The organism is Streptomyces sp. NPDC050264, from assembly GCF_040655895.1.
GTDB lineage: Bacteria > Actinomycetota > Actinomycetes > Streptomycetales > Streptomycetaceae > Streptomyces.
In genome coordinates this window covers 21,258-46,648 of the sequence record NZ_JBFAKV010000016.1, presented here as the reverse complement: position 1 = coordinate 46,648, position 25,391 = coordinate 21,258, and the positions used below count along the sequence as shown (strand labels likewise).

Genomic DNA, 25,391 nt, shown 5'->3' with positions numbered 1-25,391 from the left:
CGCCTGGGCCTGTCTTCGAACTCCCCTCGTCGCCCGCCGGGCGGAGGGGAGTTCGAAGCCAGGCCCTAGCCGTCGCCCAGGCCGTCGTTGTTGTTGCCGTCGACGGGGTTCTCCGGGATGCCCCAGCTCCCTGAGGGCGGGCCGGTGGGCGTCGTCGGGGTGTCCGTCGGCTCGTCCGTCGGCGGCGTCGTGGTCGGCGTGTCGCTGGGCGTCGACGGGGACGAGGGCGGGGTCGTGGTCGGCGTGTCGCTCGGCGTCGACGGGGACGAGGGCGGCGTCGTGCTCGGCGTGGCCGGGGCCGTCGTCGTGGGCTCGACGCCCGCGCCCATGTCGGTGTCCAGGTCGAACTTGGCCGAGGTGCTGGTCGAGTTGAAGGTGTACTGGGCCCAGATGAGGGCCGGGAAGCTGCCGCCGTCCACGCGGGGGCGGCCGCCCGCGCCCGCCATGGAGACCTGCTGGTTCTTCTCGGCCGTGTCCTGCGCGCCCTCGCCGAACAGGCCCACCGAGGTGACCAGGTCCGGGGTGTAACCCGTGAACCAGGCCGACCGGTTCTTGTCGGAGGTACCGGTCTTGCCCGCGACCTTCTGGCCGTCGCGCGCCGGATTGTCGCGGACCGAGGTCTTCGCCGTACCGTCGTCGACCACACCGGTCAGCACCGAGGTGACCGAGTCGGCGGCGCCGCGGCTGAGCACCTGCTCGCCGATCGCGGGCGGCAGATCGACCGGCTCGCCCTGCTTGGTCACCGACTTCACGATCTGCGGGGTGACCTGCTTGCCGTGGTTGTCGAGGGTCGCGTAGACACCGGCCATCTCCAGCGGGCTCGCGCCCATGGTGCCGAGGGTCTGGGCGTAGTACGGCTTGAGGTCGGCGTCGTCCATGCCGAGCTTCTTGGCCATCGCCATGACCTGGTCCATGCCGACGTCGGCGCCCATCTGCGCGAAGACGGAGTTGACGGACTTGTTCATGGCGGTCTGCACGGTGACCGGGCCGTAGCTCTGCTTGTCCTCGTTGGGCGGGCCGAAGCCGACCTTCGTGCCGTCCGCGACGACCTGGCGCCCGCTCGTGCCGTCGTAGATCGTGCTCGCCTTGATCGACTGACCGGTCTGGGTCTTGGCGTTGCTCTCCAGGGCGGCCGCGAGAATGATCGGCTTGAACGTGGAGGCGGGCTGGTAGTCGGTGCGGGTCGCGTTGTTGCGCCAGTGCTTCTCGATCCCCGCGCCGCCGTACATCGCGAGGACCTTGCCGGTCTTCGGGTCGACCGATGCGGCGCCGGCCTGCACCCGGGCGTCCGCCTTGCGGCCCGACTTCAGGTTGGAGGTCAGCTGCTGCTTGACCGACTTCTCCAGCTGCTTCTGCTTCTTGCGGTCGATGTTGAGGGTGATCGTGTAACCGCCGGCGTCGAACTGCTCGTCGGTGATGTTCAGATCCTTGATCACCTCGGCCCTGGCGGCCGTGTACAGATAGCCCTCCTGGCCCTGGAGCCCGGCGGCGGCCTTCGGCTCCTTCGGCACGGGGAACTTCATGCCCTGGCGCGCGCTCGCACTGAGCCAGTGCTTCTCGACCATGTTGTCCAGGACATAGTTCCAGCGCTGCTTGGCCAGCTTCTTGCCGGTGTCGGAGGCGATGGCCCAGTCGTACTGGTTCGGGGCCTGGAGGAGTGCCGCGAGATACGCGCCCTGCGCCACATTCAGCTTCGAGGCGTCGGTGTTGTAGTAGGCCTGGGCCGCGGCCTGGATGCCCCACGAACTACGGCCGTAGAAGCTGGTGTTGATGTAGCCGGCGAGGATCTCGTCCTTGGACTTCTTGCGGTCCACCTTGAGCGAGATGACCAGTTCCTTCAGCTTGCGCGTGACGGTCTGGTCCTGCGTGAGGTAGTAGTTCTTCACGTACTGCTGGGTGATGGTCGAACCACCCTGCTTGCCCTTGCCGGTGACCGTGTTGAGGACACCGCGGGCGGTGCCCTTCAGGTCGACGCCCTTGTCCTGGTAGAACGACTTGTTCTCGGCGGCGACGAAGGTGTGCTGGACCTCCTTGTCCACCTCGGACAGGTCGACTATCTCCCGGTTGACCTGTCCGGTGCGGGCCATGGTGTCGCCGTTGCTGTACTTGTAGACGTTGCTCTGCAGCTCGGCGTCGGGGTTGCCCTCGGGCACCGAGATCACCATGTACAGCACCACGAACGCGCCCATGATCAGCAGTACGAATCCGAAGAGGGCACCCAGCAGCTTCTTCCAGGTGAAGAGGCGGCGTATGCCCGACGGCCGCGCCTCGCGCTTGCGCGCTTTTCTCGCATCCGCTCGGCCCATGACCTCAGTCACTCCGCTTCTCGTTCGTACCGCTCGTGGTCGTTCGTGATCAGGTCGCGCTTCCGCGCACTTCCGTGCCGAATCAGCTCATGAAGCTAACACCGCCACTTAAGCCAAAACCCTTCCGATCCGGTCATTTCCGGACGTGACAATCAGCACCTGCCCCATGGGAACCGACGATCCAGGGGCGCTTATGGTTGCCGTACGCGATAAAGTGATATCACTTTGCTAGACACGGTTCAGGGCGCACCGGCCACGAACCGCCAGCTCAGAGAGACGGGGACCACCATGTCCGAGACCGACGCCACACCAGACGTACCGGCGATGCCGAAATCACGTGTGCGCGAGTTCACCGCGCACAGCATCGGCGGCGGACTCGCGCTGCTGCTCGGGCTCATCGGCCTGATCGTCGGCGTGGGCCTGGTCGTCACCGGGGCCACGCTCACCTCGACGAGCGGCGGGGTGCAGGCCGTACTGATCGTCGTCGGCATCCTCGTCGCCATCGCGTCGTTCTTCGCGATGGGCGGCCTGAACATGGTGGCGCCGGGCGAGGCCCGCGTCGTCCAGCTCTTCGGCCGCTACCGGGGCACGATCCGCGAGGACGGGCTGCGCTGGGTCAACCCGCTCACCTCGCGCACCAAGGTCTCGACCCGCGTACGCAACCACGAGACCGCCGTCCTCAAGGTCAACGACGCGTACGGCAACCCGATCGAGCTCGCCGCGGTCGTCGTCTGGAAGGTCGAGGACACCGCGCAGGCCACGTTCGAGGTCGACGACTTCCTGGAGTTCGTCTCGACGCAGACCGAGGCGGCCGTCCGGCACATCGCGATCGAGTACCCCTATGACGCGCACGACGAGGGCGGGCTCTCGCTGCGCGGCAACGCCGAGGAGATCACCGAGAAGCTCGCCGTCGAACTGCACGCGCGGGTCGAGGCCGCGGGCGTGCAGATCATCGAGTCCCGCTTCACGCACCTCGCCTACGCGCCCGAGATCGCCTCGGCGATGCTCCAGCGGCAGCAGGCCGGCGCCGTGGTCGCCGCCCGCCGGCTGATCGTCGACGGCGCCGTGGGCATGGTCGAGGACGCGCTCGCCCGGATCACCGAGCAGGACTTCGTGGCGCTGGACGAGGAGCGCAAGGCCGCGATGGTGTCCAACCTGCTGGTCGTGCTCTGCGGGGACCGTGCCGCGCAGCCGATCGTCAACACGGGGACGCTCTACCAGTGACGCCGCCACCTCCTCCTCCCCCTTCGCGCAAGCAGGTGCTGCTGCGGCTCGACCCCGCGGTGTACGAGGCGTTGGCCCGGTGGGCCGGGGACGAGTTGCGGTCCGCGAACGCGCAGATCGAGTTCGTCCTGCGCAGGGCTCTCGCCGAGGCGGGCCGGCTGCCGGGTTCGGCGGGTCCTATTCCCCGGCGGGGCCGGCCGCCTCAGAGTTCGGCGGGTGACTCGCAGAGCGCGTCGGACGGCTGAGTGTGGCTGGTCGCACAGTTCCCCGCACCCCTGAGATACGGCGAAGCCGCATGCTCCAGGGGCGCGGGGAACCCCGACAGCCCCAGGCTATACACGCCAGGTATACACGCCGTGTACAGTTCCCTCCATGTCCATCGGCCACACCCTTCTCGGGCTCCTGGAATCCGGGCCCCGCCACGGTTACGACCTGAAGCGCACCTTCGACGAGACGTTCGGGCACGACAAGCCGCTGCACTACGGGCAGGTCTACTCGACCATGTCCCGCCTGCTGAAGAACGGCCTCGTCGAGGTCGACGGTATAGAGGCCGGCGGCGGCCCCGAGCGCAAGCGGTACGCGATCACCGAAGCCGGCGTCACGGACGTCCGGCAGTGGCTGGCGACCCCGGAGAAGCCGGAGCCGTACCTCCAGTCGACCCTCTACACCAAGGTCGTCCTGGCGCTGCTCACCGAACGCGACGCGAGCGGAATCCTCGACACCCAGCGCGCCGAGCACCTGCGCCTGATGCGCATCCTCACGGACCGCAAGCGCAAGGGCGACCTCGCCGACCAGCTGATCTGCGACCACGCCCTGTTCCACCTGGAAGCAGACCTGCGCTGGCTGGAACTGACCGCCGCGCGCCTCGACAAGCTCGCCGCGGAGGTGCGCCCCTCATGACTCCCGCCGGATCCCTTCTCGCCGCCCACGACCTGCACAAGGCGTACGGGCCCACGCCCGCCCTGGACGGCGCCTCGTTCACCATCCACCCGGGCGAGATCGTCGCCGTCATGGGCCCCTCGGGCTCGGGCAAGTCGACGCTGCTGCACTGCCTCGCCGGCATCGTCACCCCGGACTCGGGGACGATCACGTACGACGGCCGCGAGCTGTCCGCGCTGTCCGACGCCGAACGCAGCGCCCTGCGCCGCACCGAGTTCGGCTTCGTCTTCCAATTCGGCCAGCTGGTCCCTGAGCTGACCTGCGTCGAGAACGTGGCGCTGCCGCTGCGGCTGACCGGCGTCAAGCGCAAGGAGGCCGAGCGCCGGGCGACCGGGTGGCTGGAGCGCCTGGAGGTCGACGACCTCGCGGGCAAGCGGCCCGGCGAGATCTCGGGCGGCCAGGGCCAGCGTGTCGCCGTGGCCCGCTCGCTGGTGACGAACCCGCGCGTGCTGTTCGCCGACGAGCCGACCGGCGCCCTCGACTCGCTCAACGGCGAGCGCGTCATGGAACTGCTCACGGACGCGGCCCGTTCGTCGAACGCCGCCGTCGTCCTGGTCACCCACGAGACGCGGGTCGCGGCCTACTCGGACCGCGAGATCGTCGTACGGGACGGCAAGTCGCGGGACATGGAGTTCGCCCGATGACGCTGCTCGACGACCGCGAGGACACGAAGGCCCCGCCCGGCGCCGTCTCGACGGCCCCGGGGTGGCTGCGCGACCTGGGCCTCGGCATCCGGTTCGCCGCGGCGGGCGGCCGTGAGGGCTGGGTCCGTACGCTGCTCACCGCGCTCGGCGTCGGCCTCGGCGTGGCCCTGCTGCTCGGCGCCGCGTCCGTGCCGACGCTGCTGCACGAGCGCGATGTGCGGGGGGAATCACGCCTGTTGGGCGTCGGCGTCGATGCGCAGCTCAAGCCCGGCGACCGCACGATGCTCACCCTGGACGCGTCCTCCGACTTCCGGGACGGCACGGTCGGCGGTTACCTGGTGCGCCCGGAAGGCCGGCACCCGCCGCTGCCGCCCGGCGTCGACAAGCTGCCGGGCCCCGGCGAGATGGTGATCTCGCCGGCTCTGCAGGACGCCCTCGACGCCCCCGGCAACGAGCTGCTCAAGAAGCGCTACCCGTACCGCATCGTGGGCACGATCCACGACGCCGGCCTGGACGACCCCTTCGAGCAGTACCTGTATATCGGCAACGACACACTGAGCATCGACCGCAATGCCTCCCGCTTGGACCACTTCGGGATGAGCTACGGGGACGACCCGGTCGACCCGATCCTGATCGTCCTCATCATCCTGGCCTGCGTCGTGCTCCTCGTACCGGTCGCCATCTTCATCGCGACCGCCGTACGGTTCGGCGGCGAGCGGCGCGACCGGCGGCTGGCCGCGCTGCGCCTCGTCGGCGCCGACGCGCGGATGACGCGCCGCATGGCGGCGGGCGAGGCACTGTTCGGCACCCTTGTCGGTCTCGTGTTCGGTGTCGTCTTCTTCCTGGCCGCGCGGCAGTTGCTGGGCGAGGTGAGGATCTGGCGGCTCTCGGCGTTCCCCTCGGATCTGTCGCCGGTGCCCGCGCTCGCCGTACTGATCGTGCTGGCCGTACCGCTCGCGGCGGTCGCCGTGACGGTGTTCGCGCTGCGCTCGGTGACGATCGAGCCCCTGGGCGTCGTGCGCAGCGGCCGCACCCGGGGCCGCCGCCTGTGGTGGCGGCTGCCGGTGCCGGTCATCGGCGCGCTGCTCCTGTTCTTCTCGGGGTACGCGGACGCGGAGAACACGCGCGGCGTCGTGCAGATCACGGCGGGCATCTCCCTGACCCTGCTCGGTCTTGTGCTGTTGATGCCGTGGGTGGTGGAGGCGGCGGTGAACCGGCTGCGCGGCGGTCCGGTGCCCTGGCAACTCGCTGTGCGCAGACTCCAGTTGAGCAGCAACGGTGCGAGCCGTGCGGTCGCCGGGATCACCATCGCGGTGGCGGGCGGCATCGCCCTGCAGATGTTCACCGTCGGTATCGACGACGACTTCACCAAGACGACCGGTCAGGACCCGAAGCGGGCCCAGATCGGCGTGAACACCAGCCTGAACACCGGGGTGCTGGCCGAGCGCATGGTGCGGGAGTTCGGGGCGACCAAGGGGGTCCGGTCGGTGATCGGCACCGTGGACACCTGGGCGGGCCCGGCGGGCGCCGATCCGGATGCCGACGACACGCACACGGTGACGGTCTCCGTCGGTTCCTGCTCCACGCTGCGCGAGCTGGCGAAGCTGCCGTCCTGCCGTGACGGTGACGTCTTCCGGGTCACCGGCTCCGACTACGCCGACGCGGACACGGAGTTGGCGAACATCGGCAAGCCCGGCAGCAAGCTCGTCCTCGGCGACTCGCGGTCCGCCAAGTGGACGCTGCCGGGGGACGCGCGCCTGGTGAAGGCGCGGCGCGACCCGGGCGGCGGCCGTTTCGGGGGCGTCCTCGCCACTCCGGCCGCCATCGACGTACGGAAGGTGCCGCACGCCTCGACGAACGCGCAGATCCAGATCGACGAGTCGGTGCCGGACGCCGCCGAGTTCGTACGCAACACCGCGTTCCGTCTCGACCCGGGGATGAGCGTGTTCAACTACCGCGCGGTGGAGCGCGACTCGGAGTACGTGAGCATCCGCCGGGGCCTGTTCACGGCGGCCGCTCTCACGATGGCGCTGATCGCGGCCTCCATGCTGGTCTCGCAGATCGAGCAACTACGCGACCGCAAGCGCCTGTTGTCGGTCCTGGTCGCCTACGGCACGCGGCGCACGACGCTCGCCTGGTCGGTGCTGTGGCAGACGGCGATCCCGGTGGTCCTCGGCATGGCGGTCGCGATCGGCGGCGGTCTGGTCCTGGGCACGCTGATGCTGCGCATGGTCGACAAGCCCGTCACGGACTGGCTGCTGTTCCTGCCCCTGGCGGGCGTGGGCGCGGCGGCGATCGCCGCGGTGACCTTGCTGAGCATGCCTCCGCTGTGGCGGCTGATGCGGGCGGACGGGCTGCGGACGGAGTAGGCACCCGGGTCAGCCCCGCACCACCCGAACGGGCAGTCCGGACAGGGCACTTCGCAACGCCCCGGCCAGTTCCTCGTACTCCGCCGCCCGCGCGGCCCCCGCGCGCATCGCCAGTGCGACGCGCCGCGTGGGCGCCGGGTCGGCGAAGTACCCGGTGAGCAGCTGGCTGCTGCGACTGGTCTCGACCGCGACGGCGGTCCGCGGCAGGAGGGTCACCCCCAGGCCGCCCGCGACGAGTTGGACCAGGGTGGAGAGGCCGGCGGCGGTCGTGGTGACGGGTGCGTCACCACGACCCGCCTCCCGGCAGATGTCCAGCGCCTGGTCCCGCAGGCAGTGCCCCTCGTCGAGCAGCAGCAGGTTCAGCTCGCGCAGCGCCTCGCGCGGGATCCCCTCGCGGCCGCCGAGCCAGTGGTCGAGCGGGGTGACGAGCACGAAGTCCTCGTCGAACAGCGGGAGTTCGGTGACACCCTGCACGCCGAGCGGCACGGCGAGCAGCAGCAGATCGAGCCGTCCGGCCGCGAGCCCCTCGACCAGCGACGCGGTCTGCTCCTCGTGCACCTGGAGGTCCAGGTCCGGGTACCGGTCGTGGACCAGCCGCAGCACGGTGGGCAGCAGGTAGGGCGCGACGGTCGGGATCACCCCGAGCCGCAGCGCGCCGGTGAACGGCGCCCGCACCGCCTCGGCCTCCTCCATGAGCGCGCCGACCTCGTCGAGCACGGCCCTGGCCCGCACCGCGATCCGTCCCCCGGCCGGCGAGAGCAGTACTTTTCTCGTCGTACGCTCGAGAAGGGTCACCCCGAGCGTCTCCTCCAGGGCCGAGACCGCGCCGGACAGGGCGGGCTGGCTCATCCCGATCGCGGCGGCCGCGTCCCGGAAGTGCAGATGCTCCGCGACCGCGGCGAACGCCCGCAATTGCGCCAGGCTGGGCTGCCTTTTCCGCGCACTCGGGGTCGTTCCGTTCTTTACGGCCACTGATAGCCACCTCCGATCAACATGACCGAGTCTAGCTATTTCCGTAATCAATGCACTCTGTGCCACGATCATCAGCAGTCCAACCCATGGAAACTTCCTCAAAAGGGATGTTTCTCGCTGCAAGGAGAGCGTGTGCTCACTGTCGGTGACAAGTTCCCCGAGTTCGACCTGACTGCCTGTGTCTCGCTGGAGAAGGGCTCGGAGTTCGAGCAGATCAACCACAAGACCTACGAGGGCAAGTGGAAGATCGTCTTCGCGTGGCCCAAGGACTTCACCTTCGTGTGCCCGACCGAGATCGCCGCCTTCGGCAAGCTGAACGAGGAGTTCGCCGACCGTGACGCCCAGGTCCTCGGCTTCTCCGGTGACTCCGAGTTCGTGCACCACGCCTGGCGCAAGGACCACCCGGACCTGACGGACCTGCCGTTCCCGATGCTGGCCGACTCCAGGCACGAGCTCATGCGTGACCTCGGCATCGAGGGCGAGGACGGCTTCGCGCAGCGCGCCGTCTTCATCGTCGACCAGAACAACGAGATCCAGTTCACGATGGTGACCGCCGGTTCCGTCGGCCGTAACCCCAAGGAGGTCCTCCGGGTCCTCGACGCGCTCCAGACGGACGAGCTGTGCCCGTGCAACTGGAGCAAGGGCGACGAGACCCTGGACCCGGTCGCGCTGCTCTCGGGCGAGTGAACGGAGCTTTCTGACATGGCACTCGACGAACTGAAGTCCGCCATACCGGACTACGCCAAGGACCTGAAGCTCAACCTGGGCTCGGTCATCGGCAACTCGGACCTCCCGCAGCAGCAGCTGTGGGGCACGGTCCTCGCCTGCGCCATCGCCTCCCGCTCCCCGCACGTGCTGCGCGAGCTGGAGCCCGAGGCCAAGGCGAACCTGTCGCCGGAGGCGTACACGGCCGCCAAGTCGGCCGCCGCCATCATGTCGATGAACAACGTCTTCTACCGCACGCGTCACCTGCTCTCGGACTCCGAGTACGGGACGATGCGCGCGGGCCTGCGGATGAACGTCATCGGCAACCCGGGCGTCGACAAGGTCGACTTCGAGCTGTGGTCCTTCGCGGTCTCCGCGATCAACGGCTGCGGGATGTGCCTCGACTCGCACGAGCAGGTGCTCCGCAAGGCCGATGTCTCGCGTGACGTCGTGCAGGAGGCCTTCAAGATCGCCTCGGTGATCCAGGCCGTGGGCGTCACCCTGGACGCGGAAGCCGTCCTGGCCTGACACGCCGAAAGACCCCTGGCCCTCCGCTTCCGCGGAGGGCCAGGGGTCTTTCGGCGTGTTCCCCTAAGAACGGTCGGCGGACGGATCCACCGGAGCCAGATCGATCGCTGTCGCGCCGTGCGGTGGCGGGGTCTGGCGGATCGCCGATTCCCGGGACCACGTCCGCAGATACACGACGACCGTGTTCAGCACGGCGACGAGCGGGACCGCCACCACGGCGCCGCCGATTCCGGAGACCATGCCGCCGGCCGCCACGGACAGCACCACGGCCAGCGGATGCACCCGCACCGCGCGGCCGAGGATGAACGGCTGCAGGATGTGGCCCTCGATCTGCTGCACCGCGAGGACGACCACCAGCACCATCACGGCCGTGAACACGCCCTGGGTCACCAGCGCCACGACCACGGCGAGCGCGCCCGAGACGACGGCGCCCACCAGCGGGATGAACGCGAACAGGAAGATGAAGACGGCCAGCGGCACCGCCATCGGCACGCCGAGGAAGAAGATGCCGAGGCCGATGAAGATGGCGTCGATGAGGGCGACTATCACCGTGCCGCGGACGTACGCCGTCAGTGTGCGCCACGCTCGCGGGCCCGCGCCCGCGATGCCCGGCCGGGCCTGCGCCGGGACGAGCTTGAGCGTCCACTCCCAGATGCGCTTGCCGTCGTAGAGCAGGAACAGCGTCGAGAACATCGCCAGCAGGATCCCGGTCATCGCCTCGACGATGACGGTGACGCCTTCGAGGCCCGCCGACGTGATCGAGTCGGTGTTCGCGCCGATCGCGTCGCGCAGGGACTTGGCGATGTCGTTGATCTGGTGATCCGTCACGTGGAACGGGCTGTTGAGGAGCCACTTGCGCAGATCGTCGATGCCGTCCTGGACCTGGTCGGAGAGCGCGTCGATGTTCTCCTGGACCTGCCAGACCACGAACCAGCCGACGAGCCCCATGATGACGAAGCCCAGGATGGCGGTGAGCGCCGTCGCGAGGCCTCTGGGTACGCCGCGGCGGCGCAGCCGGGCCACCGTCGGCTGCAGCAGCGCGGTGATGAGCAGCGCCGACACGAACGCGAACACCACCAGCTGCACCGAGCTGATGACCTTCATCAGGATCCAGACCATGCCCGCGAGCACGAGGAGGCGCCAGGCCGCCTCGGCGGCGACCCGCAGCCCCCATGGCACGGCGGCGGCCGGTTCGGGCCTGGCCGACACCGCCGGCGCGTAGGCGGGCGGTGGGGGCACCTGGTCGTGCGGCGGCTCACCGGTGTCCGGTTCCCCGGACACCGCCTCACCCGCCGGACGGGGCGGGACAGTTGGGGCGGACACGCCGGACAGGTCACTGTCCTCGTTCCGCTCGGCTTCGGCTCTGCGCTCGTCCAAGCGCTCGCCCACCTTGCTGATTCCGGCTCCGACTCTGCCGAGCCAGCCTGGGACACGCGACATGATCAGTCCTTTTCCCCCGTGCGCTCTCACCACTCCCCCCGGAGCCTGTGAACCTGACCGTACATCGGGAGATCCGGATACGGCCGGAGCCCCTCACCGTAGGACGGTGAGGGGCTCCGGGAGGTTGAGCGGTGTTCTGCTCAGTACCAGCTGTTGGCCTGCCAGAACGACCAGGCCTCGCACGGGCTGCCGTAGCGCCCGTTCATGTAGTTGAGGCCCCACTTGATCTGCGTGGCCGGGTTGGTCTGCCAGTCGGCACCCGCGGAGGAGTACTTGGAGGCGGGCAGAGCCTGGAAGAGACCGTAGGCGCCGGAAGAAGCGTTGGACGCCTTGTAGTTCCAGCTGGACTCGTGGTCCACGATGTTGCTGAAGCACTGGAACTGACCGGACGGCACCATCTGACGCGCCATCGCCTGGATCTGGCCGACGGAGTACGACGACTGGGTCGAGAAGGTGGAGGCGTCGCGAGTCGCGGAACGGCTGGCGGCCTCCTTCTTGGCCTCCTCGCGCTCCTTCGCCTCCTTCTCGGCCTTGTCCTTCGCGGCCTGCGCGTCCTTCTGCTTGGCGACGGCGTCCTCGGCGGCCTGCTTGCGGGCCGACTCCTCCGCCGTCTTCTGTGCCGCGTTGTCGGCCGCGATGGCCTGCGTCTGTGCCTGCTGAGTCAGGGACGCGGTCTGCACCTGCGCCTGCTGACCGGCGGGTATGTCGGCGAGGAGGGTCGCGTCGCCGGCCGTGGCCTCAGCAGCCTCGTTGGAGGGCTGAGCGGTGCTGCCCGAGGCAACACCCACGACGGCGCCGACTGTGGTGACCGCGGTGGCCGAGGCCACTGCGAATCCCCGGACCGAAATCCGGCTCACACGGTTTCCTTCCAGCATCGCCCGCTGGAGTGTGACCCTCGCGGACGCAATCGTGCCCTCGACACTGGCCTCCCAACTGACGGGTCACGGGAGGCACGGGCCCGGTGGGCAACTCCTGGTGTGGGAGCGCCGCGTGGTGCACGGGCGGCATACGACGACCGATATGGAGTTCAAGGTGCAGCGGGTGCTGCGGTGGTGCCGTACCGCTGGGGGTACGCATGTGTCGTATGCGGGGCCTGACGGAACCGAGACTCTGCCGTATGCGGAGGTCGCTAGGCAATTCTGTGTTGGGTGTGAAAGGTCACACCCCGTTTGCCCCAGGGGTTTTACGGAAATGTACACGCACCAAGGCGCCGCCCGGCTAAGCTCTCTGGCTTCTCCGGACGGCGCCAAGTGGGGCCAACTACCTCAGATCTGGCCGTCCTCCAGCATTTCGGTCACCAGGGCCGCGATCTGCGACCGCTCCGACCGGGTGAGCGTGACGTGCGCGAACAGCGGATGCCCCTTCAGCTTCTCGACGACCGCGACGACACCGTCGTAGCGCCCGACCCGGAGGTTGTCGCGCTGGGCGACGTCATGGGTGAGGACGACACGCGAGTTCGCCCCGATTCTGGACAGGACCGTCAACAGGACGTTCCGCTCCAGGGATTGGGCCTCGTCCACGATCACGAAGGCGTCGTGCAGCGACCGGCCGCGGATGTGCGTGAGCGGCAGCACCTCCAGCATCCCGCGTGAGGTGACCTCCTCGATGACCTCGCGCGAGGTGACCGCCGAGAGGGTGTCGAAGACGGCCTGCGCCCACGGACCCATCTTCTCGGCCTCGGAGCCCGGCAGATAGCCGAGCTCCTGCCCGCCGACCGCGTACAGCGGCCGGAAGACCATCACCTTCTTGTGCTGGCGCCGCTCCAACACGGCCTCCAGGCCCGCGCACAGCGCGAGTGCCGACTTTCCGGTGCCGGCCCGGCCGCCCATCGAGACGATGCCGATGTCCGGGTCGAGGAGCAGATCGAGCGCGATCCGCTGCTCCGCGCTGCGCCCCTTGAGGCCGAACGCCTCCCGGTCGCCGCGCACCAGCCGGACGTTGCCCTCGGGGGTGACGCGGCCGAGCGCCTTGCCCCGCTCGGAGTGGATCGTCAGCCCCGTGTGCACGGGAATGTCCGCCGCCTCGGGAACGTAGAGGCTGTCCTCCTCGAAGAGCAGGTCGACCTGCTCCGCGGGCAGGGTCAGTTCGGACATGCCGGTCCAGCCGGATTCCGTGATGGCGAGCTCGGCACGGTACTCCTCGGCGAGGAGACCGACCGAGGACGCCTTGATCCTGAGCGGCAGGTCCTTCGAGACGACCGTGACGTCGAACCCCTCGGCCTGCAGATTGCGGGCGACCGCGAGGATGCGGGAGTCGTTGTCCCCGAGGCGGTAGCCCGAGGGCAGGACGCTGGGGTCGGAGTGGTTGAGCTCGACGCGGAGCGTGCCGCCCAGTTCCCCGGTGGGGATCGGGGCGTCCAGACGCCCGAAGCGGATGCGGTAGTCGTCCAGCAGGCGCAGGGCCTGCCGGGCGAAGTACCCCAGCTCCGGATGATGCCGTTTGGCCTCCAACTCCGTGACCACGACGACAGGAAGGACCACTTCGTGTTCGTCGAATCGGGTCATCGAGTTCGGATCGGCCAGCAGGACGCTGGTGTCGAGAACATAGGTGCGCCGGTCGGGCTTGTGGCGCTTGTTGCTGTTCACCACGGAAGGACGTACCCCCTCGGAAGAGGTCGGGGAGCGACGGAGGGAATGCAGGGCCGGGAGGGCGGGGGTGAGCTGCCGGTCATCGGCCCCCGCGAGCGGGCCGAGAGCCGGCCCTCCAAGCCGTCATCCGTACTTGTTTGCGTACGGTCGTCCTGGTGCAAAGGGCCTCCCGGGCGGACAGCCCCGTGCCGTCCGCTGAGAACCGGCGTCCGTGGTTCGGACACCGACCTGGAAGGCTTATTCCCTCGAACACGCGCAGCCATGCCAGGGCATAGGGCGGCGCGTACGTTAACTCCTGGTGACCCTCTTAGAACCCAGCCCCGCTGTGCGAAGGCCGTGACGTGGGATCAGCCGCCGAAACGGCGGTGCCGGGCGGCGTAGTCGCGCATCGCGCGCAGGAAGTCGACCTTGCGGAACGCGGGCCAGAAAACGTCACAGAAGTAGTACTCGGAATGCGCCGTCTGCCACAGCATGAAGCCGGAGAGGCGCTGCTCGCCGCTGGTGCGGATGACGAGTTCCGGGTCGGGCTGGGCACTGGTGTAGAGGTGCCGGCCGATCAGGTCGATGGTGACGTCGTCGGCGACCTGTTCCAGGGAGCTGCCCTTGTCGGCGGCGTCGAGGAGCATCGAGCGGACGGCGTCGGCGATCTCCTGGCGGCCGCCGTAGCCGATCGCGACGTTGACCAGTATTCCGTCGCGGTCGGCAGTGGCCTCCTCGGCCTCCTTGAGGACCGTCTGCATGCCGGCGGGCAGGATGTCGGTGGCGCCGACGTGGTGGACGCGCCAGCGGCCGTCGGCGGCGAGGGTGCGCACGACGTTCTCGATGATGGAGAGCAGCGGGACCAGCTCGTCCTGGGGGCGGTCGAAGTTGTCCGTCGACAGCAGCCACAGGGTGACGACCTCGACGTCCGTCTCGGTGCACCAGCCGAGGAACTCCTCGATCTTCTCCGCGCCCGCCTGATGGCCCTGGGCGGGGGTGGATCCGGCGGCCTTCGCCCAGCGTCGGTTGCCATCCATGATGACCCCGATGTGCTTGGGCGCCTGGGCGTGGTCCAGGTGGCCTTCCACCCGGCGTGCGTACAGCTTGACCAGCAGGCCGCGCAGCCTGTCGCGCAGGTTCACGGTTGTTCAGCCCCTCCGTGCAGACGGCAGTCCCCGAGCGCGAAAGCCTACCCCTGCGCAGGCACCCCCTTTCGCGCGTGTCCCGGGAGGGCTGCCGCGGCGGCTGCCGGTACCCGCTATGGGAGTTCACAGGACTGACGTAGTTTCGTCTCCATGAACGACACCTCTCCCTATGCGGCCGCCGGCGACCGGTACGAATCCATGGAATACCGGCGTACGGGCCGCAGCGGCCTGAAGCTGCCCGCGATCTCGCTGGGCCTGTGGCACAACTTCGGGGACGACCGCACCCTCGACTCGCAGCGCGCGATCCTGCGCCGCGCCTTCGATCTGGGCGTCACGCACTTCGACCTGGCGAACAACTACGGGCCGCCGGCCGGTTCGGCCGAGCTCAACTTCGGCAAGATGTTCGCCCAGGACTTCGCCCCGTACCGGGACGAGCTGGTCATCTCGACCAAGGCGGGCTACCTCATGCACCCCGGCCCGTACGGCGAGTGGGGCAGCCGCAAGTACCTGCTGTCCTCGCTCGACGCCTCGCTGAACCGGATGGGCCTCGACTACGTCGACATCTTCTACTCGCACCGCTTCGACCCGAACACGCCGCTCGAGGAGACGATGGGTGCGCTCGCGTCGGCGGTGCAGCAGGGCAAGGCGCTGTACGTCGGCGTCTCCTCCTACAACAGCGAGCAGACGGCGGAGGCGGCGCGGCTGCTGAAGGAGATGGGCGTGCCGGCCCTCATCCACCAGCCGTCCTACTCGATGATCAACCGCTGGACCGAGGACGACAAGCTGCTCGACACCCTGGAGACGGCCGGCATGGGCTGCATCTCCTTCGTGCCCCTCGCGCAGGGCCTGCTCACGGGCAAGTACCTGAAGGGCATCCCGGAGGGTTCGCGCGCCACACAGGGCAAGTCGCTCGACCCGGATCTGCTGAGCGACGAGGTCGTGCGCCGGCTGAACGGGCTGAACGACATCGCCGGGCGGCGCGGCCAGTCCCTCGCGCAGCTCGCGCTCACCTGGGTGCTGCGGGACGAGCGGATGACGTCGGCGCTGATCGGCGCGTCCAGCGTGAAGCAGCTGGAGGAGAACGTGGCGGCGCTCGCGGCGCCGAAGCTGACGGAGGAGGAGCTGACCGAAATCGACTCGTTCGCGGTCTCCACCCCGGGCACGAACATCTGGGCCGGACGGAACTGACCCGGCACGGCCGCCGCGGGCCCTGAGCGGGGCTTGCGGCGTCCCGCGTGCGGACAAAAAAACGGGCCGGTCCGTGGGGGGGAGACGGACCGGCCCGAGGGGGGGTTTCCACCATAACCCTTCGTAAGTGCCAGCGCGCGCATCGGCGTGCCACAACTACTCTCCGGAGTCGGCCGACGACGCCCGGAGGTGGGTTTCAGGCCGCTGGACAGCGGGCTCACAGGCGTCTTGGGCACCATCTCCACGGGGACCCGCCGCGGGTTCGACTTCCCCCTCCCGTGTGGTGCGCGCGGTTGACGCGAGGGAGGGCAACCGGCACCGCGCAGCCCCCTCCGCCACGCGGTACCGCCGCGTAGCTTTGCTGACGCGAATTGCCGTTGGTCTGAACTTACGTGAGGTTAACGTGAAGATCGAGTGCGTCTCGATAACGATGCGGAATCGGTCGGCTCAGGCCGACGGCTTGCGGGCCTCGATCAGATGACGGGTGCTGTGGGCCACGAACGGGCCCTCCTTCTCGATCTGTTCGTGCAGCGCGAGGAGACGGGGACGGTAGGCCTCGGCCGTGAAGCCCGGGACCATCCAGACGACCTTGCGCAGGAAGTGGACGACGGCGCCGATGTCGTGGAACTCGATGCGCAGCCGCTCCGCCCGCAGGTCGACGACCTCCAGGCCGGCCGCCTCCGCCTCCGCCTTCTCGCCGTACGGGTCCCGGGCGCGGCGGCCCTCCTCGGGCTGCGGGCCCAGGAAGTACTCGACGACCTCGAACACGCTGCCGGGGCCCACGTGTTGGGCGAAATAGCTGCCACCGGGGCGCAGCACACGGGCGATCTCCGCGAAGGGGGCCTTCACCGGATGGCGGGCGGTGACCAGGTCGAAGGCCTCGTCCGCGAAGGGCAGCGGGGCGTCGGCGGGCGAGGCCACCACGACCACGCCGCGCGGGGCCAGCAGCCGCGTGGCCCGCGCGACGTTCGGCGGCCAGCCCTCCGTCGCGGCCATCAGCGGCGGCAGCTCCGGCGCCATGTTCAGCACCTCGCCGCCGCCGGTGTCCAGGTCGAGGGCGGCCCGCACCTCCGGGCGGCCCAGGCGCTCCCCCATGGCGCGGGCGTACCCCCAGGACGGGCGCTGTTCGGTGGCCCGCCCCTCGAACCAGGAGAAGTCCCAGCCGTCGGTGGGCGCGGCGGCGGCCTCCGCCACGAGTTCCTCGAAGGAGCCGAGGGAGTCGCGGGAACGGTCGTGCGGGGCATGTACGTCCTTACTCATGTCCCCATGGTCCCAAGGGCCACGATCGCGCTCATCTGTATTTACCGGCGGCACCGGTGGGGCCGGCCCCAGGGAGGATCGGGGGGCTGCCCCTCTTCCGCAGGACCCGGTGAACGCACGTACCCTTGGCGGACCCCCGCCACCGTCAGAACCACGGCTCCCCACGTGTCCGTAGGCCCGCCCGTCCCACCGCAGAGATGCGAGCACATGTCCGTACGTTCCGCGATAGCGACCTGGCTGACCCGCCTCTACTTCTCCCGGCTGCGGAAGAGGGGAGCAGGCCTCGATCTGTCCGTGCTGGCGAAGCTGCCCGACGCGGCGCTGCTGCCGCTGCGCCGCGACGGCCTCGACCCGGTCCCCGAGATCGGCGGGCTGCGGGACCGTGAGCCGGTCAGCAGACTCCCGATACCCGGCATGACGGTCTGGCTGGTGTCCGGCTACGACGAGGCGAAGGAAGTCCTCGGCGACGCCAAGGCGTTCAGCAACGACTTCCGCCACCTGGTCGGCGTGGGCGGCGCCGGGGCCGACCAGAACCCGGGCGGCCTCGGCTTCTGCGACCCGCCGGACCACACGCGGCTGCGCCGGCTGCTCACCCCCGAGTTCACGATGCGCCGGCTCTCCCGCCTCACGCCCCGCATCCACGCGATCGTCGAGGAGCAGCTGGCCCACCTGGAGAAGGCGGCGCGTGAGTCGGGCGACGGCACGGCCGACTTCGTCGAGCACTTCGCGATGCCCGTTCCGGCGCTGGTCATCTGCGAGTTGCTGGGTGTTCCCTACGAGGAGCGCGACGCCTTCCAGCAGTTCTCGGTGGCCCGCTTCGACGTACTGGGCGGGGCGGGCGCGTCGTTCGGCGCGGTCTCGCAGTCCCTGGACTATCTGCGCGGGGTCGTCGCCGAGCAGCGGCGCAACCCGGGCGAGGGCCTGCTCGGCATGCTGGTGCGCGAGCACGGCGACAACATCACCGACGAGGAGCTGACGGGCCTTGCCGACGGCGTCCTGACCGGTGGTCTGGAGACCACCGCGAGCATGATCGCTCTCGGTACGCTGATCATGCTCCAGGACCGTGAGCACTTCGACGCGCTGCGCGACGCCGAGGACCCGGCGACGGTGGCGGCCCCCTTCGTCGACGAACTCCTGCGCCATCTCACCGTCGTGCAGACGGCGTTCCCGCGGTTCGCCCGCGAGGACACCAAGATCGGCGGGGTCCCCATATCCGGCGGCGACATCGTGATCGTCTCGCTGAGCGCGGCGGACCGGGACCCGCGGCTGGGCGGGGCCGACGACGACATGGACGCGTTCCTGCCCGCACGCCCGCCGACCTCCTCGCACCTGGCGTTCGGCTACGGCATCCACCGCTGCATCGGCGCGGAGCTCGGCAAGATGGAGCTGCGGGCCGCCTTCCCCCAACTGGTGCGCCGCTTCCCGGGGTTGAAGCTCGCGGTACCCACCGCGGAGCTGGAGTTCCGGAAGCTGTCGATCGTGTACGGGGTGGATTCGCTGCGGGTCTACCTGGAGGACCGGGACGGCTGAACCGTCTCGCGGCGCAGTCCCATGATCTCGGCGACGGCGTCCAGCCAGCGGGCCGTGAGGGTCTCGCCGTCCGTGTCCGCCCCGGCGACCTGCGCGGCCGTCTCCAGCCAGCCGCGCAGCACGGCGGCCGCGGCCGGGTCGGGCAGCGGCTCGGCGAGCTCGGCTGCGTAGCGGACGCCGCCCGCGCGCACGATCTTCGCGATGTACGCGACCGAGCGCGGCAGCACGCCGAGCCGGTCCAGGGTGATGGCCGCGGCGATGGCGCCGTCGCCGAAGAGGGCCGGGCGGAAGGCCCCGCCGGTTTCCGGGGTCAGGCCGTACCTCAGCAGCGACTCGACGTCGGTCGCCTCCAGGAGCTGGTCGTCGGTGCGGGGGGCGGGGCTGGCTGCGGCAGACATGGGGACCTCGGTTCCGGTCAGCGGACCGTGATGGTGAAGACGTAGAAGGCGGCCTTGGTGTCCGGGGTGCCGGTGGCCGTGGGGTACGGGGACAGGGACGCGGAAGGCGACGGGGACGGGGTGCCGGTCGGGCCGGACGTGGCAGCCGTGGCGGTCGTCGTCGGGGTGGGCGTGGGGTACGGGGTGCCCTCGCTGGGCCCGCGGCAGGTGTTCATCGGGCAGTGCAGCAGCCGTACCGTCGCCTTCCCCTTCGCATGGGCCGTGAAGTCGAAGGACTGGGTGCCGTCGGCGCCGCCGTCGAGGGGGCTGCCGTCGGTGTCGCGCCGCTCACCGCGGTACTTCAGGACGCTCGTGTCCGGGGCGGGGTCGGTGAGGTACCAGGCCTGGTTCAGGGACGGGTTGGCCGGGACGGTGAGGGAGAACTTCTCCCCCGCCTGCACGCTGACGGCCCGGTCCTTCGGGCCGAACGCGGTGCCGCCGCCGGAGTCGCCGCAGGCCGTGAGGGCGGTGAGGGAGAGGCCGAGCAGGGCGGCGAGAGCCGTCGCACGCACGGTGGGCTTGGTGATCTTCATTGGGGTCAGTCCTGGGGTACGTGAACGCCGTAGGCGTCGGGCAGGTCGTTGTCGCTGACTTTGGCCATTCCTCCGTTGACGAAGTCGTCCTCGCTGATCCAGGTGGTCGTGCCCCACGGGTTGTAGACCTGCAGCTTGTCGCCCTCCTGGCCGACGATCATCACCGCGTGCCCGGAGCGGTCGCCGTCGTTGTAGCCCTCGACACCGATGGGGACCGGCTTGCCCTCGGCCACCGACTTCTCGATGTCCGGGAGGACGTCGCGCCGGTCGTCGGCGCTCTTGACCTCCTTGAAGTCGTAGCCGCTGCCGGTGTGCGGGCTGATCTCCTTGTTCACGACCTCTGTCTTGCCGTCGTTGTCCATGCCGTCGGGGACGTCCGTCCAGAAGTGGGTGTGGCCGCCGTCGCCCTCCTCGTGCACCCGGTGCTGCTCGTCGACGAGCCGGTCGCGGAAGGCCGCCGCGTCGTTCTCCTGCCCGCTGGGCCCGCCGGTTAGTTCGAGGGCGTAGACCGGGTCGACCATGGCGCGGGCGGTGACGGTGGACGACGCGACGCACGAGCCCTCCGTGCCGTCGCCGCCCTGCGTCCAGCCCTGCCCGTCGAAGTCCTGGTTGTCGGTGTTCTTGTTGGACCCGTTGGCGTTGCGGCCCTCGTCGTTCATGCTGTCGGAATCGGTGGTGACCGGCGCGAGGTGCTCCTGCAGCCACATCGGGTCCTTGCCGTGGATCTTCCCGCCGAACGTCTCGACCTCGTCCACGGAACGCCCGGACGCGAGGGCCTTCATCAGGTACGCCTTCTCCTGCGGCGAGGAGGCCTGCGCCAACAGCTTCTCCATGCGCGCCTGTTCGGCCGGGGAGAGGTTCTCCATGGCCCGCCCGGAGCGCTCCAGGTCGTTGGCGCTGAGGATCTCGTTCCACTCCGGGTCGCCGCCGATGTTGCTGGCGTCGGCGAGCGCGAGCCGGTCCACGGCGGAGAGGTCGTCGGTGCTCATCTTCCCGGCGCGGGCCTCGGCCGCGTACTTGTTCAGGTCGCGGGCCGCGGCGCGGGCCGCGTCGTCGGCGGCGACAGCGGCGTCGTGCAGCTCATCGACGCCGGCCGTGGCGAGCGAACGGGCCTTCTTGCGCGCCGCCTCCTCCCCGTCGTCCTCGTGCCAGTTGTCGAAGAAGCCGTCCTTGCCGCCGAGCTGCCCGCGGGCGTCGCGCAGTTTGCCGCGGCCCGAACCGTCCTTGGTCTGCGCGGCCTCGATGGCGTCGGAGAGCGTGATCAGGGCGTTGCCGCCGCCTCGCAGGGCGTCGGCCATCTGCTCGGCGGCGCGGGTGGCGGCGCTGACGGCGTCGGCGGCGAGCACCGAGGTGTCCCCGACCCAGACGTCGGGCAGCCCCTTGCGGGACACGGCGTCGGAGCGGTCGTGGACCTTCATGGCGTCGTCGGCCTGGCCGCGGTAACGCTTGCCGAGCGACTCGATCGTGGCGGGGTCGCCTTCCGGCGCGGCGACACCGAGGGCGTCGTCGATCGCGTCGATCAGGTCGTTCTTGCTGTCGGCGGAGGATATGGAGCCGCGCAGCTCGGCCAGGCGCTTGCGGCGGTCGGTGGTCGATTCGGTCACGGTGGATCGGCCCCTCGGGGTGGTCGGCGGACTGGCGTCTCGGGTGCGGCTCCGGCGCCGGTCAGTAGTCGGTCAGGGCCGAGGGGCGTTCGGCCTGTACGGGATTGGTGCCGATGGGCGCGGTGCCGAGGACGGCGGGCCGGTTCGCGTGGACCGGGTTCGTGCCGATGGAGGCGGTGCCGTACACCGGGTTGGTGCTGACGGCCTCCTCGACGGAGATGCGCTGCGCGTTGGTGCGCACGAGCCCGTCGGAGCCCGCGTAGGCGCCCTTGGACGCGCGTACCTTGTCGGCGAGTTCGTGCAGGGCGTCCTCGAGGGTGCGGGCCTCCGCGGTCCAGGCCGTGCTGTACGCGTTGAAGGCGGGGCCGGAGTCCGAGCCGCCGAGCACCTCCTGCGGGTAGCAGGGCGTGGCGCCGATCAGCTCCCGTATCGTGCCGGCCGTGTCGCCCGCGCCGTCCAGCTCCTCGGACTGGCTCTTCATGCCGGCGTGCTTGACGTGATACCCGTCGTTCCTGCCCATGCCGCTCCCCCGAAGCTCGTCAACTCACCTGCCGTGCCGGGCAGGTTGCGCATGCGATGCGCAGGTAATGATCGCCTAAAGACACCTCTCCGACAACTGCTGTCACGCCCTGCGCAGGGGCCACGGTTCCCTCCGCCTTGGCGGTCGGTTCAGGCCCGCTTAGGCTGCTGCCCTTGCGTTTGGTCCACCGGTCAACTTTCGGTGGGCGCGGGGGCAGGGGGGAGAGAGAGATGAACGAAGCCACAGAGGTGTTCGAGCCGTTGGCGGCGGACGATCCGCGGACGGTGGCCGGGTACCGGCTCGCCGCACGGCTCGGGGCCGGCGGCATGGGGCGGGTCTATCTGTCGCACACGCAGGGCGGCCGCCCCGTGGCGATCAAGGTCGTACGTCCCGAACTGGCCGACGACCCGGACTTCCGGCGGCGCTTCCGGCGGGAGATGGAGGCGGCGCGGAGCGTGCGCGGCGCCTACACCGCCGAACTGATCGACGGCGACGCGGACGGCGCGCCGCCCTGGCTGGCGACGCTGTACGTGCCAGGCCCCTCGCTCGCGGAGGCCGTGGCCCGGCGCGGACCGCTGCCGCTGCCCGCGCTGCTGTGGCTGACGGCCGGGGTGGCCGAGGCGCTGCAGGCGATCCACGCGGCGGGCATCGTGCACCGTGATTTGAAGCCGTCGAACGTCCTGCTGGCCGCCGACGGCCCACGCGTCATCGACTTCGGCATCTCGACGGCCTTCGACGGCACCTCGTACACCGCCACCGGCGCCACCATCGGCACCCCGCAGTTCATGGCCCCCGAGCAGGCGTCCGCCGCCCCGGTGACGGCGGCGACCGACGTCTTCTCGCTCGCCCAGACGGTGGCGTTCGCGGCACTGGGCGAGCCGCTGTACGGGAACGGCCCCGCGGTCAGCGTGCTCTACCGGATCGTGCACTCCGCGCCCGACCTGTCCCCGCTGCCGGCGGAACTCCGCCCCCTTCTCGAACGCTGCCTCGCCGCCGATGCCGCGGAACGGGCCACGCTGACAGAGGTCGTGGAGTGGTGCCGGGAGCGGCTCGGGCAGGACGCGGACGCGGGTGCGGTGTGGCGGGAGGTGACAGGACCGGAGATCACCGTGCCGTCACCGATCCCGGCCGTCCCGGCACAGACGCCCGCCAACCCCACGCTGGTGCACGCGCGGCCGGAAGCCGTGGGCCCGAACTCGCCCTGGCGGGCGCCGACCTGGTCCGCCCCGAGGCCGCCCCGCAGCCGACGCGCGAGGAGGCTGACCGCGGCGGCGGTGACGGCGGGGGTGCTGGTCCTGTCGGTCCTCGCGTGGACGGTGATGGACGCGACGGGGACGTTCGACAGCGGACGGGATGGCGGCGCGTCGGCGAAGGGCGCCGGGACGGATTCCTCGGCGGGGGCATCGGCGTCACCCTCGGCGCGGGCGTCCCAGTTCGACGCGGGGCCCCGGTCCGACGGCGACGGCAAGGACTCAGGCGCGGCGGCGGACTCCGCAACGAGCGCCTCCAGCACACCGACGGCCGACCCTCATGCCGGAATGTGGGTGGATGCGAAGCGTTCACTGAGCTTTGCAGCCCCGTTCCAGCGTGAGGACCCCGAGGGCGACATCCGATTCTCCTGCAAGCAGGCCGGTTGCGCGTTGACGAGCAAGACCAGTGTGTTCACCCAGATCTTCGGCAAGCCGGACGCCGACCGCAAGATGTGCGACCTCATGACACGGACCCAGAAGGCCCACTCCCTACCGCTCGCCGCGGCGGCGGCCGGAACCCAGATCTGTGTCCGAAACCGCGACGGGGACATCGCGTCACTGGTACTCCAGGTCAAGTCGACCGCGATGCCCGAGATCGCTTTTGTGACCGCCGACATGACGGTCTGGCGGGGCAGGGGTTAGAAACGACAAGCCGAGCACCGGCACTTGCGTCAACGCAGCCGGGAACTGCGTGCGGGTCCTCGGCACGGTTGCCTATAAAGGAAAGTCCGAAGGAGCGAGCGCTGTGGGTCACTGCGGTGAGATGGCAGGCCGGATCGTGGATACGTCGTGGAAGCCGCAGGCTGCGGCGGAGGGCGTCCGAGAGCGCGTGCTCGGCTGTACCGACGCCGATCAGCTCACCGCTCGGGCCGAGCGCGCCATCCATGCGACGCAAGCGGACGGGGTCTTTCGCGACTCCCCTGCCTGAGCGCCGCCGTGGCCACGTCCAGCCCCCGCCGGGCGTGGCTCCTCGCATCCCTCAGCCGTCCTTCGGGAACGACACCTCGACCCGGCGGTTCTTCTTGCGGCCCTGCTCGGAGGTGTTGTCCGCGATCGGATAGTCCTCGCTGTAGCCGCGGACCTGGAACGTGATGTTCGCGCCCTCCGCGCCGAGCGCGGCGGTCAGTTCGTCGTGGACGGCCTCGGCGCGCTTCTTGGAGAGCGTCAGGCCATGGGCGTACGTGCCGAGATCGTCCGTGAACCCGAACACCCGTACCGCGCTTGACTTCTGGGTGTTGATCTCGTCCGCGATCGTCTGGATGCGGGAGCGGGCGCCCGGGTTGAGCTTGGCGCTGTCCTTGGGGAACAGGACTTCGGCCTGGAGCGCGAAGGTGACGTCCTCGTTCGTGTCGGAGCGGCGTTCGTCACCGGAGAGGTCCTCCACGACCGACTTGATGTCCAGCACCTTGGCGGGGGCGAGCGTCGCGCCGTCCGCGAGCTTGAGACCCGGGCTGTTCGCGTCCACCTGCGGCGGCGGGGAACTGGTGGTGCCGCCGGGCGGGGCGCCGGTGGTCTTCCCGTTGGGAGTCGGATCGTCGGCGCTCGCCGTCCCTGCGCCCAGGATGACCGTGGCCACGGTGAGCGCTGCCGCGGCGGTCAGATGTCGTCGGGGCATCGTTTCACTCGCCCTCGGTGATCTCGATCGGCGCCGGTGGCATCGCGCCGACCTGGAAGGAGAGCTTGGTCGTGCCTTCGGGCGGGGCGGGGAACTGGGCGTACCACTCGGCTGTCTGCCCGTTGCGTACGCCGCCGGTGAATCGGGTGCACAGGCAGCGCCCCTCCGTGTCCCGCAGGATGAGGTACTTCTTCTTGTTCGCCTCGTCGACGAGGGCGGCGCCGGCGATCGAGCCGCCGTTCGCCATCAACTCCCGCTCGTCGCCACGCCAGTTGACCGGCACCCATGCTTTTCCGGTGCCGTTCACCACGGTGCCCTGCACCGTGACGAAGCCGCCCGCGTCCTGTGCCGCCGACGTGACGGTCAGCGTGATCCCGCCTTCGCCCTTCACCTCGGCCAGGACCTTGTCGGTCGAGCCGGGGGGCGCGGAGGACTCCGCTCCCTCGCTCTTCTGCGCGGACGTCGTCGGCGAAGAAGAGCCCTCCGCGTTGTCGCCGTCGCCGCTTCCGCCGTCGCCGCAGCCGGCGACCGTGAGGACCAGCCCAGCCGTGATCGCCGCCATGGTCAGTGACCGACGGGCCGTCGTCGTATGCCGAAGTTTCATGGCTGGGGCAT

At 69.9% G+C, this 25,391-nt stretch carries 23 protein-coding genes; 10 read left to right on the top strand and 13 right to left on the bottom strand.

Translation table 11 applies throughout. From position 1 onward, the window contains the following. Nucleotides 1-65: 65 nt before the first annotated feature. A complete protein-coding gene (locus AB0J02_RS26550; protein WP_363196278.1) occupies nt 66-2,306 on the bottom strand; it encodes a transglycosylase domain-containing protein in 2,241 nt (746 codons plus the stop codon). A gap of 288 nt (nt 2,307-2,594) precedes the next feature. Between AB0J02_RS26550 and AB0J02_RS26545 the strand changes: the two genes are divergently transcribed. The 5 genes from AB0J02_RS26545 to AB0J02_RS26525 all read left to right on the top strand — a co-directional run bounded on the left by AB0J02_RS26545 (nt 2,595) and on the right by AB0J02_RS26525 (nt 7,482). Further along, nucleotides 2,595-3,530 carry an SPFH domain-containing protein gene (locus AB0J02_RS26545; protein WP_363196277.1) on the top strand — a complete coding sequence of 312 codons (936 nt, stop codon included), beginning with the start codon at nt 2,595-2,597 and terminating at the stop codon, nt 3,528-3,530. Then, nucleotides 3,527-3,775 carry a hypothetical protein gene (locus AB0J02_RS26540; protein ID WP_363196276.1) on the top strand — a complete coding sequence of 83 codons (249 nt, stop codon included), beginning with the start codon at nt 3,527-3,529 and terminating at the stop codon, nt 3,773-3,775. Before AB0J02_RS26545 ends, AB0J02_RS26540 begins: the two co-directional genes overlap by 4 nt. Before the next feature lie 127 nt (nt 3,776-3,902). Continuing rightward, a complete protein-coding gene (locus tag AB0J02_RS26535; protein WP_363196275.1) occupies nt 3,903-4,430 on the top strand; it encodes a PadR family transcriptional regulator in 528 nt (175 codons plus the stop codon). Continuing rightward, nucleotides 4,427-5,113 (top strand): ABC transporter ATP-binding protein, encoded by a 687-nt coding sequence (locus AB0J02_RS26530; protein ID WP_363196274.1) that lies wholly within the window; start codon nt 4,427-4,429, stop codon nt 5,111-5,113. The genes AB0J02_RS26535 and AB0J02_RS26530 overlap by 4 nt, the downstream gene beginning before the upstream one ends. After that, the gene (locus tag AB0J02_RS26525; RefSeq protein ID WP_363196273.1) at nt 5,110-7,482 is read left to right on the top strand and encodes an FtsX-like permease family protein; all 2,373 of its coding nucleotides are present in this window, start codon (nt 5,110-5,112) and stop codon (nt 7,480-7,482) included. The genes AB0J02_RS26530 and AB0J02_RS26525 overlap by 4 nt, the downstream gene beginning before the upstream one ends. A 9-nt stretch (nt 7,483-7,491) precedes the next feature. Here AB0J02_RS26525 and AB0J02_RS26520 read toward each other — a convergent pair whose 3' ends face one another. Then, the gene (locus tag AB0J02_RS26520; RefSeq protein WP_363196272.1) at nt 7,492-8,394 is read right to left on the bottom strand and encodes a LysR substrate-binding domain-containing protein; all 903 of its coding nucleotides are present in this window, start codon (nt 8,392-8,394) and stop codon (nt 7,492-7,494) included. A gap of 192 nt (nt 8,395-8,586) precedes the next feature. Here AB0J02_RS26520 and AB0J02_RS26515 point away from each other — a divergent pair, with 192 nt between their 5' ends. Together AB0J02_RS26515 and AB0J02_RS26510 are read left to right on the top strand one after the other, a co-directional pair. Beyond that, nucleotides 8,587-9,141 (top strand): peroxiredoxin, encoded by a 555-nt coding sequence (locus AB0J02_RS26515; protein ID WP_363196271.1) that lies wholly within the window; start codon nt 8,587-8,589, stop codon nt 9,139-9,141. A gap of 15 nt (nt 9,142-9,156) precedes the next feature. Next, complete coding sequence (locus AB0J02_RS26510) at nt 9,157-9,687, top strand: alkyl hydroperoxide reductase (RefSeq protein ID WP_363196270.1); 531 nt, start codon at nt 9,157-9,159, stop codon at nt 9,685-9,687. Between the two features lie 63 nt (nt 9,688-9,750). Here AB0J02_RS26510 and AB0J02_RS26505 read toward each other — a convergent pair whose 3' ends face one another. The 4 genes from AB0J02_RS26505 to AB0J02_RS26490 all read right to left on the bottom strand — a co-directional run bounded on the left by AB0J02_RS26505 (nt 9,751) and on the right by AB0J02_RS26490 (nt 14,836). Then, nucleotides 9,751-11,127, bottom strand: coding sequence for an AI-2E family transporter (locus tag AB0J02_RS26505; protein WP_363196269.1), 1,377 nt, complete (start codon nt 11,125-11,127; stop codon nt 9,751-9,753). Nucleotides 11,128-11,267: 140 nt separating this feature from the next. Further along, nucleotides 11,268-12,002 (bottom strand): lytic transglycosylase domain-containing protein, encoded by a 735-nt coding sequence (locus tag AB0J02_RS26500; RefSeq protein WP_363196268.1) that lies wholly within the window; start codon nt 12,000-12,002, stop codon nt 11,268-11,270. Nucleotides 12,003-12,392: 390 nt separating this feature from the next. After that, nucleotides 12,393-13,715 carry a PhoH family protein gene (locus tag AB0J02_RS26495; RefSeq protein ID WP_363196267.1) on the bottom strand — a complete coding sequence of 441 codons (1,323 nt, stop codon included), beginning with the start codon at nt 13,713-13,715 and terminating at the stop codon, nt 12,393-12,395. Nucleotides 13,716-14,062: 347 nt separating this feature from the next. Beyond that, nucleotides 14,063-14,836, bottom strand: coding sequence for an isoprenyl transferase (locus AB0J02_RS26490; protein WP_363196266.1), 774 nt, complete (start codon nt 14,834-14,836; stop codon nt 14,063-14,065). Between the two features lie 153 nt (nt 14,837-14,989). Between AB0J02_RS26490 and mgrA the strand changes: the two genes are divergently transcribed. Continuing rightward, nucleotides 14,990-16,027 (top strand): L-glyceraldehyde 3-phosphate reductase, encoded by a 1,038-nt coding sequence (mgrA, locus tag AB0J02_RS26485; RefSeq protein WP_363196265.1) that lies wholly within the window; start codon nt 14,990-14,992, stop codon nt 16,025-16,027. A 447-nt stretch (nt 16,028-16,474) separates the two neighbouring features. On the opposite strand, the gene AB0J02_RS26480 is transcribed toward mgrA, so the two are convergent. Next, entirely contained in the window at nt 16,475-17,287 is an 813-nt protein-coding gene (locus tag AB0J02_RS26480) for a class I SAM-dependent methyltransferase (RefSeq protein ID WP_363196264.1), read from the bottom strand. 207 nt (nt 17,288-17,494) lie between these two features. Here AB0J02_RS26480 and AB0J02_RS26475 point away from each other — a divergent pair, with 207 nt between their 5' ends. After that, complete coding sequence (locus AB0J02_RS26475) at nt 17,495-18,817, top strand: cytochrome P450 (protein ID WP_363196263.1); 1,323 nt, start codon at nt 17,495-17,497, stop codon at nt 18,815-18,817. Here the strand turns inward: AB0J02_RS26475 and AB0J02_RS26470 are convergent. The 4 genes from AB0J02_RS26470 to AB0J02_RS26455 form a co-directional block, all read right to left on the bottom strand. Then, complete coding sequence (locus AB0J02_RS26470) at nt 18,793-19,215, bottom strand: hypothetical protein (protein ID WP_363196262.1); 423 nt, start codon at nt 19,213-19,215, stop codon at nt 18,793-18,795. The two genes, AB0J02_RS26475 and AB0J02_RS26470, sit on opposite strands and share 25 nt — an antisense overlap. A 17-nt stretch (nt 19,216-19,232) precedes the next feature. Next, nucleotides 19,233-19,787 carry a protease inhibitor I42 family protein gene (locus AB0J02_RS26465; protein ID WP_363196261.1) on the bottom strand — a complete coding sequence of 185 codons (555 nt, stop codon included), beginning with the start codon at nt 19,785-19,787 and terminating at the stop codon, nt 19,233-19,235. Nucleotides 19,788-19,792: 5 nt separating this feature from the next. After that, complete coding sequence (locus AB0J02_RS26460; RefSeq protein ID WP_363196260.1) at nt 19,793-21,391, bottom strand: peptidoglycan-binding protein; 1,599 nt, start codon at nt 21,389-21,391, stop codon at nt 19,793-19,795. A 61-nt stretch (nt 21,392-21,452) separates the two neighbouring features. Beyond that, the gene (locus AB0J02_RS26455) at nt 21,453-21,911 is read right to left on the bottom strand and encodes a type VII secretion target (protein ID WP_363196259.1); all 459 of its coding nucleotides are present in this window, start codon (nt 21,909-21,911) and stop codon (nt 21,453-21,455) included. A 230-nt stretch (nt 21,912-22,141) separates the two neighbouring features. Between AB0J02_RS26455 and AB0J02_RS26450 the strand changes: the two genes are divergently transcribed. Then, the gene (locus AB0J02_RS26450) at nt 22,142-23,803 is read left to right on the top strand and encodes a serine/threonine-protein kinase (protein ID WP_363196258.1); all 1,662 of its coding nucleotides are present in this window, start codon (nt 22,142-22,144) and stop codon (nt 23,801-23,803) included. Between the two features lie 337 nt (nt 23,804-24,140). Here AB0J02_RS26450 and AB0J02_RS26445 read toward each other — a convergent pair whose 3' ends face one another. Continuing rightward, nucleotides 24,141-24,776 (bottom strand): OmpA family protein, encoded by a 636-nt coding sequence (locus AB0J02_RS26445; RefSeq protein ID WP_363196257.1) that lies wholly within the window; start codon nt 24,774-24,776, stop codon nt 24,141-24,143. 4 nt (nt 24,777-24,780) lie between these two features. Beyond that, nucleotides 24,781-25,380, bottom strand: coding sequence for a hypothetical protein (locus AB0J02_RS26440; RefSeq protein WP_363196256.1), 600 nt, complete (start codon nt 25,378-25,380; stop codon nt 24,781-24,783). Nucleotides 25,381-25,391 lie beyond the last annotated feature (11 nt).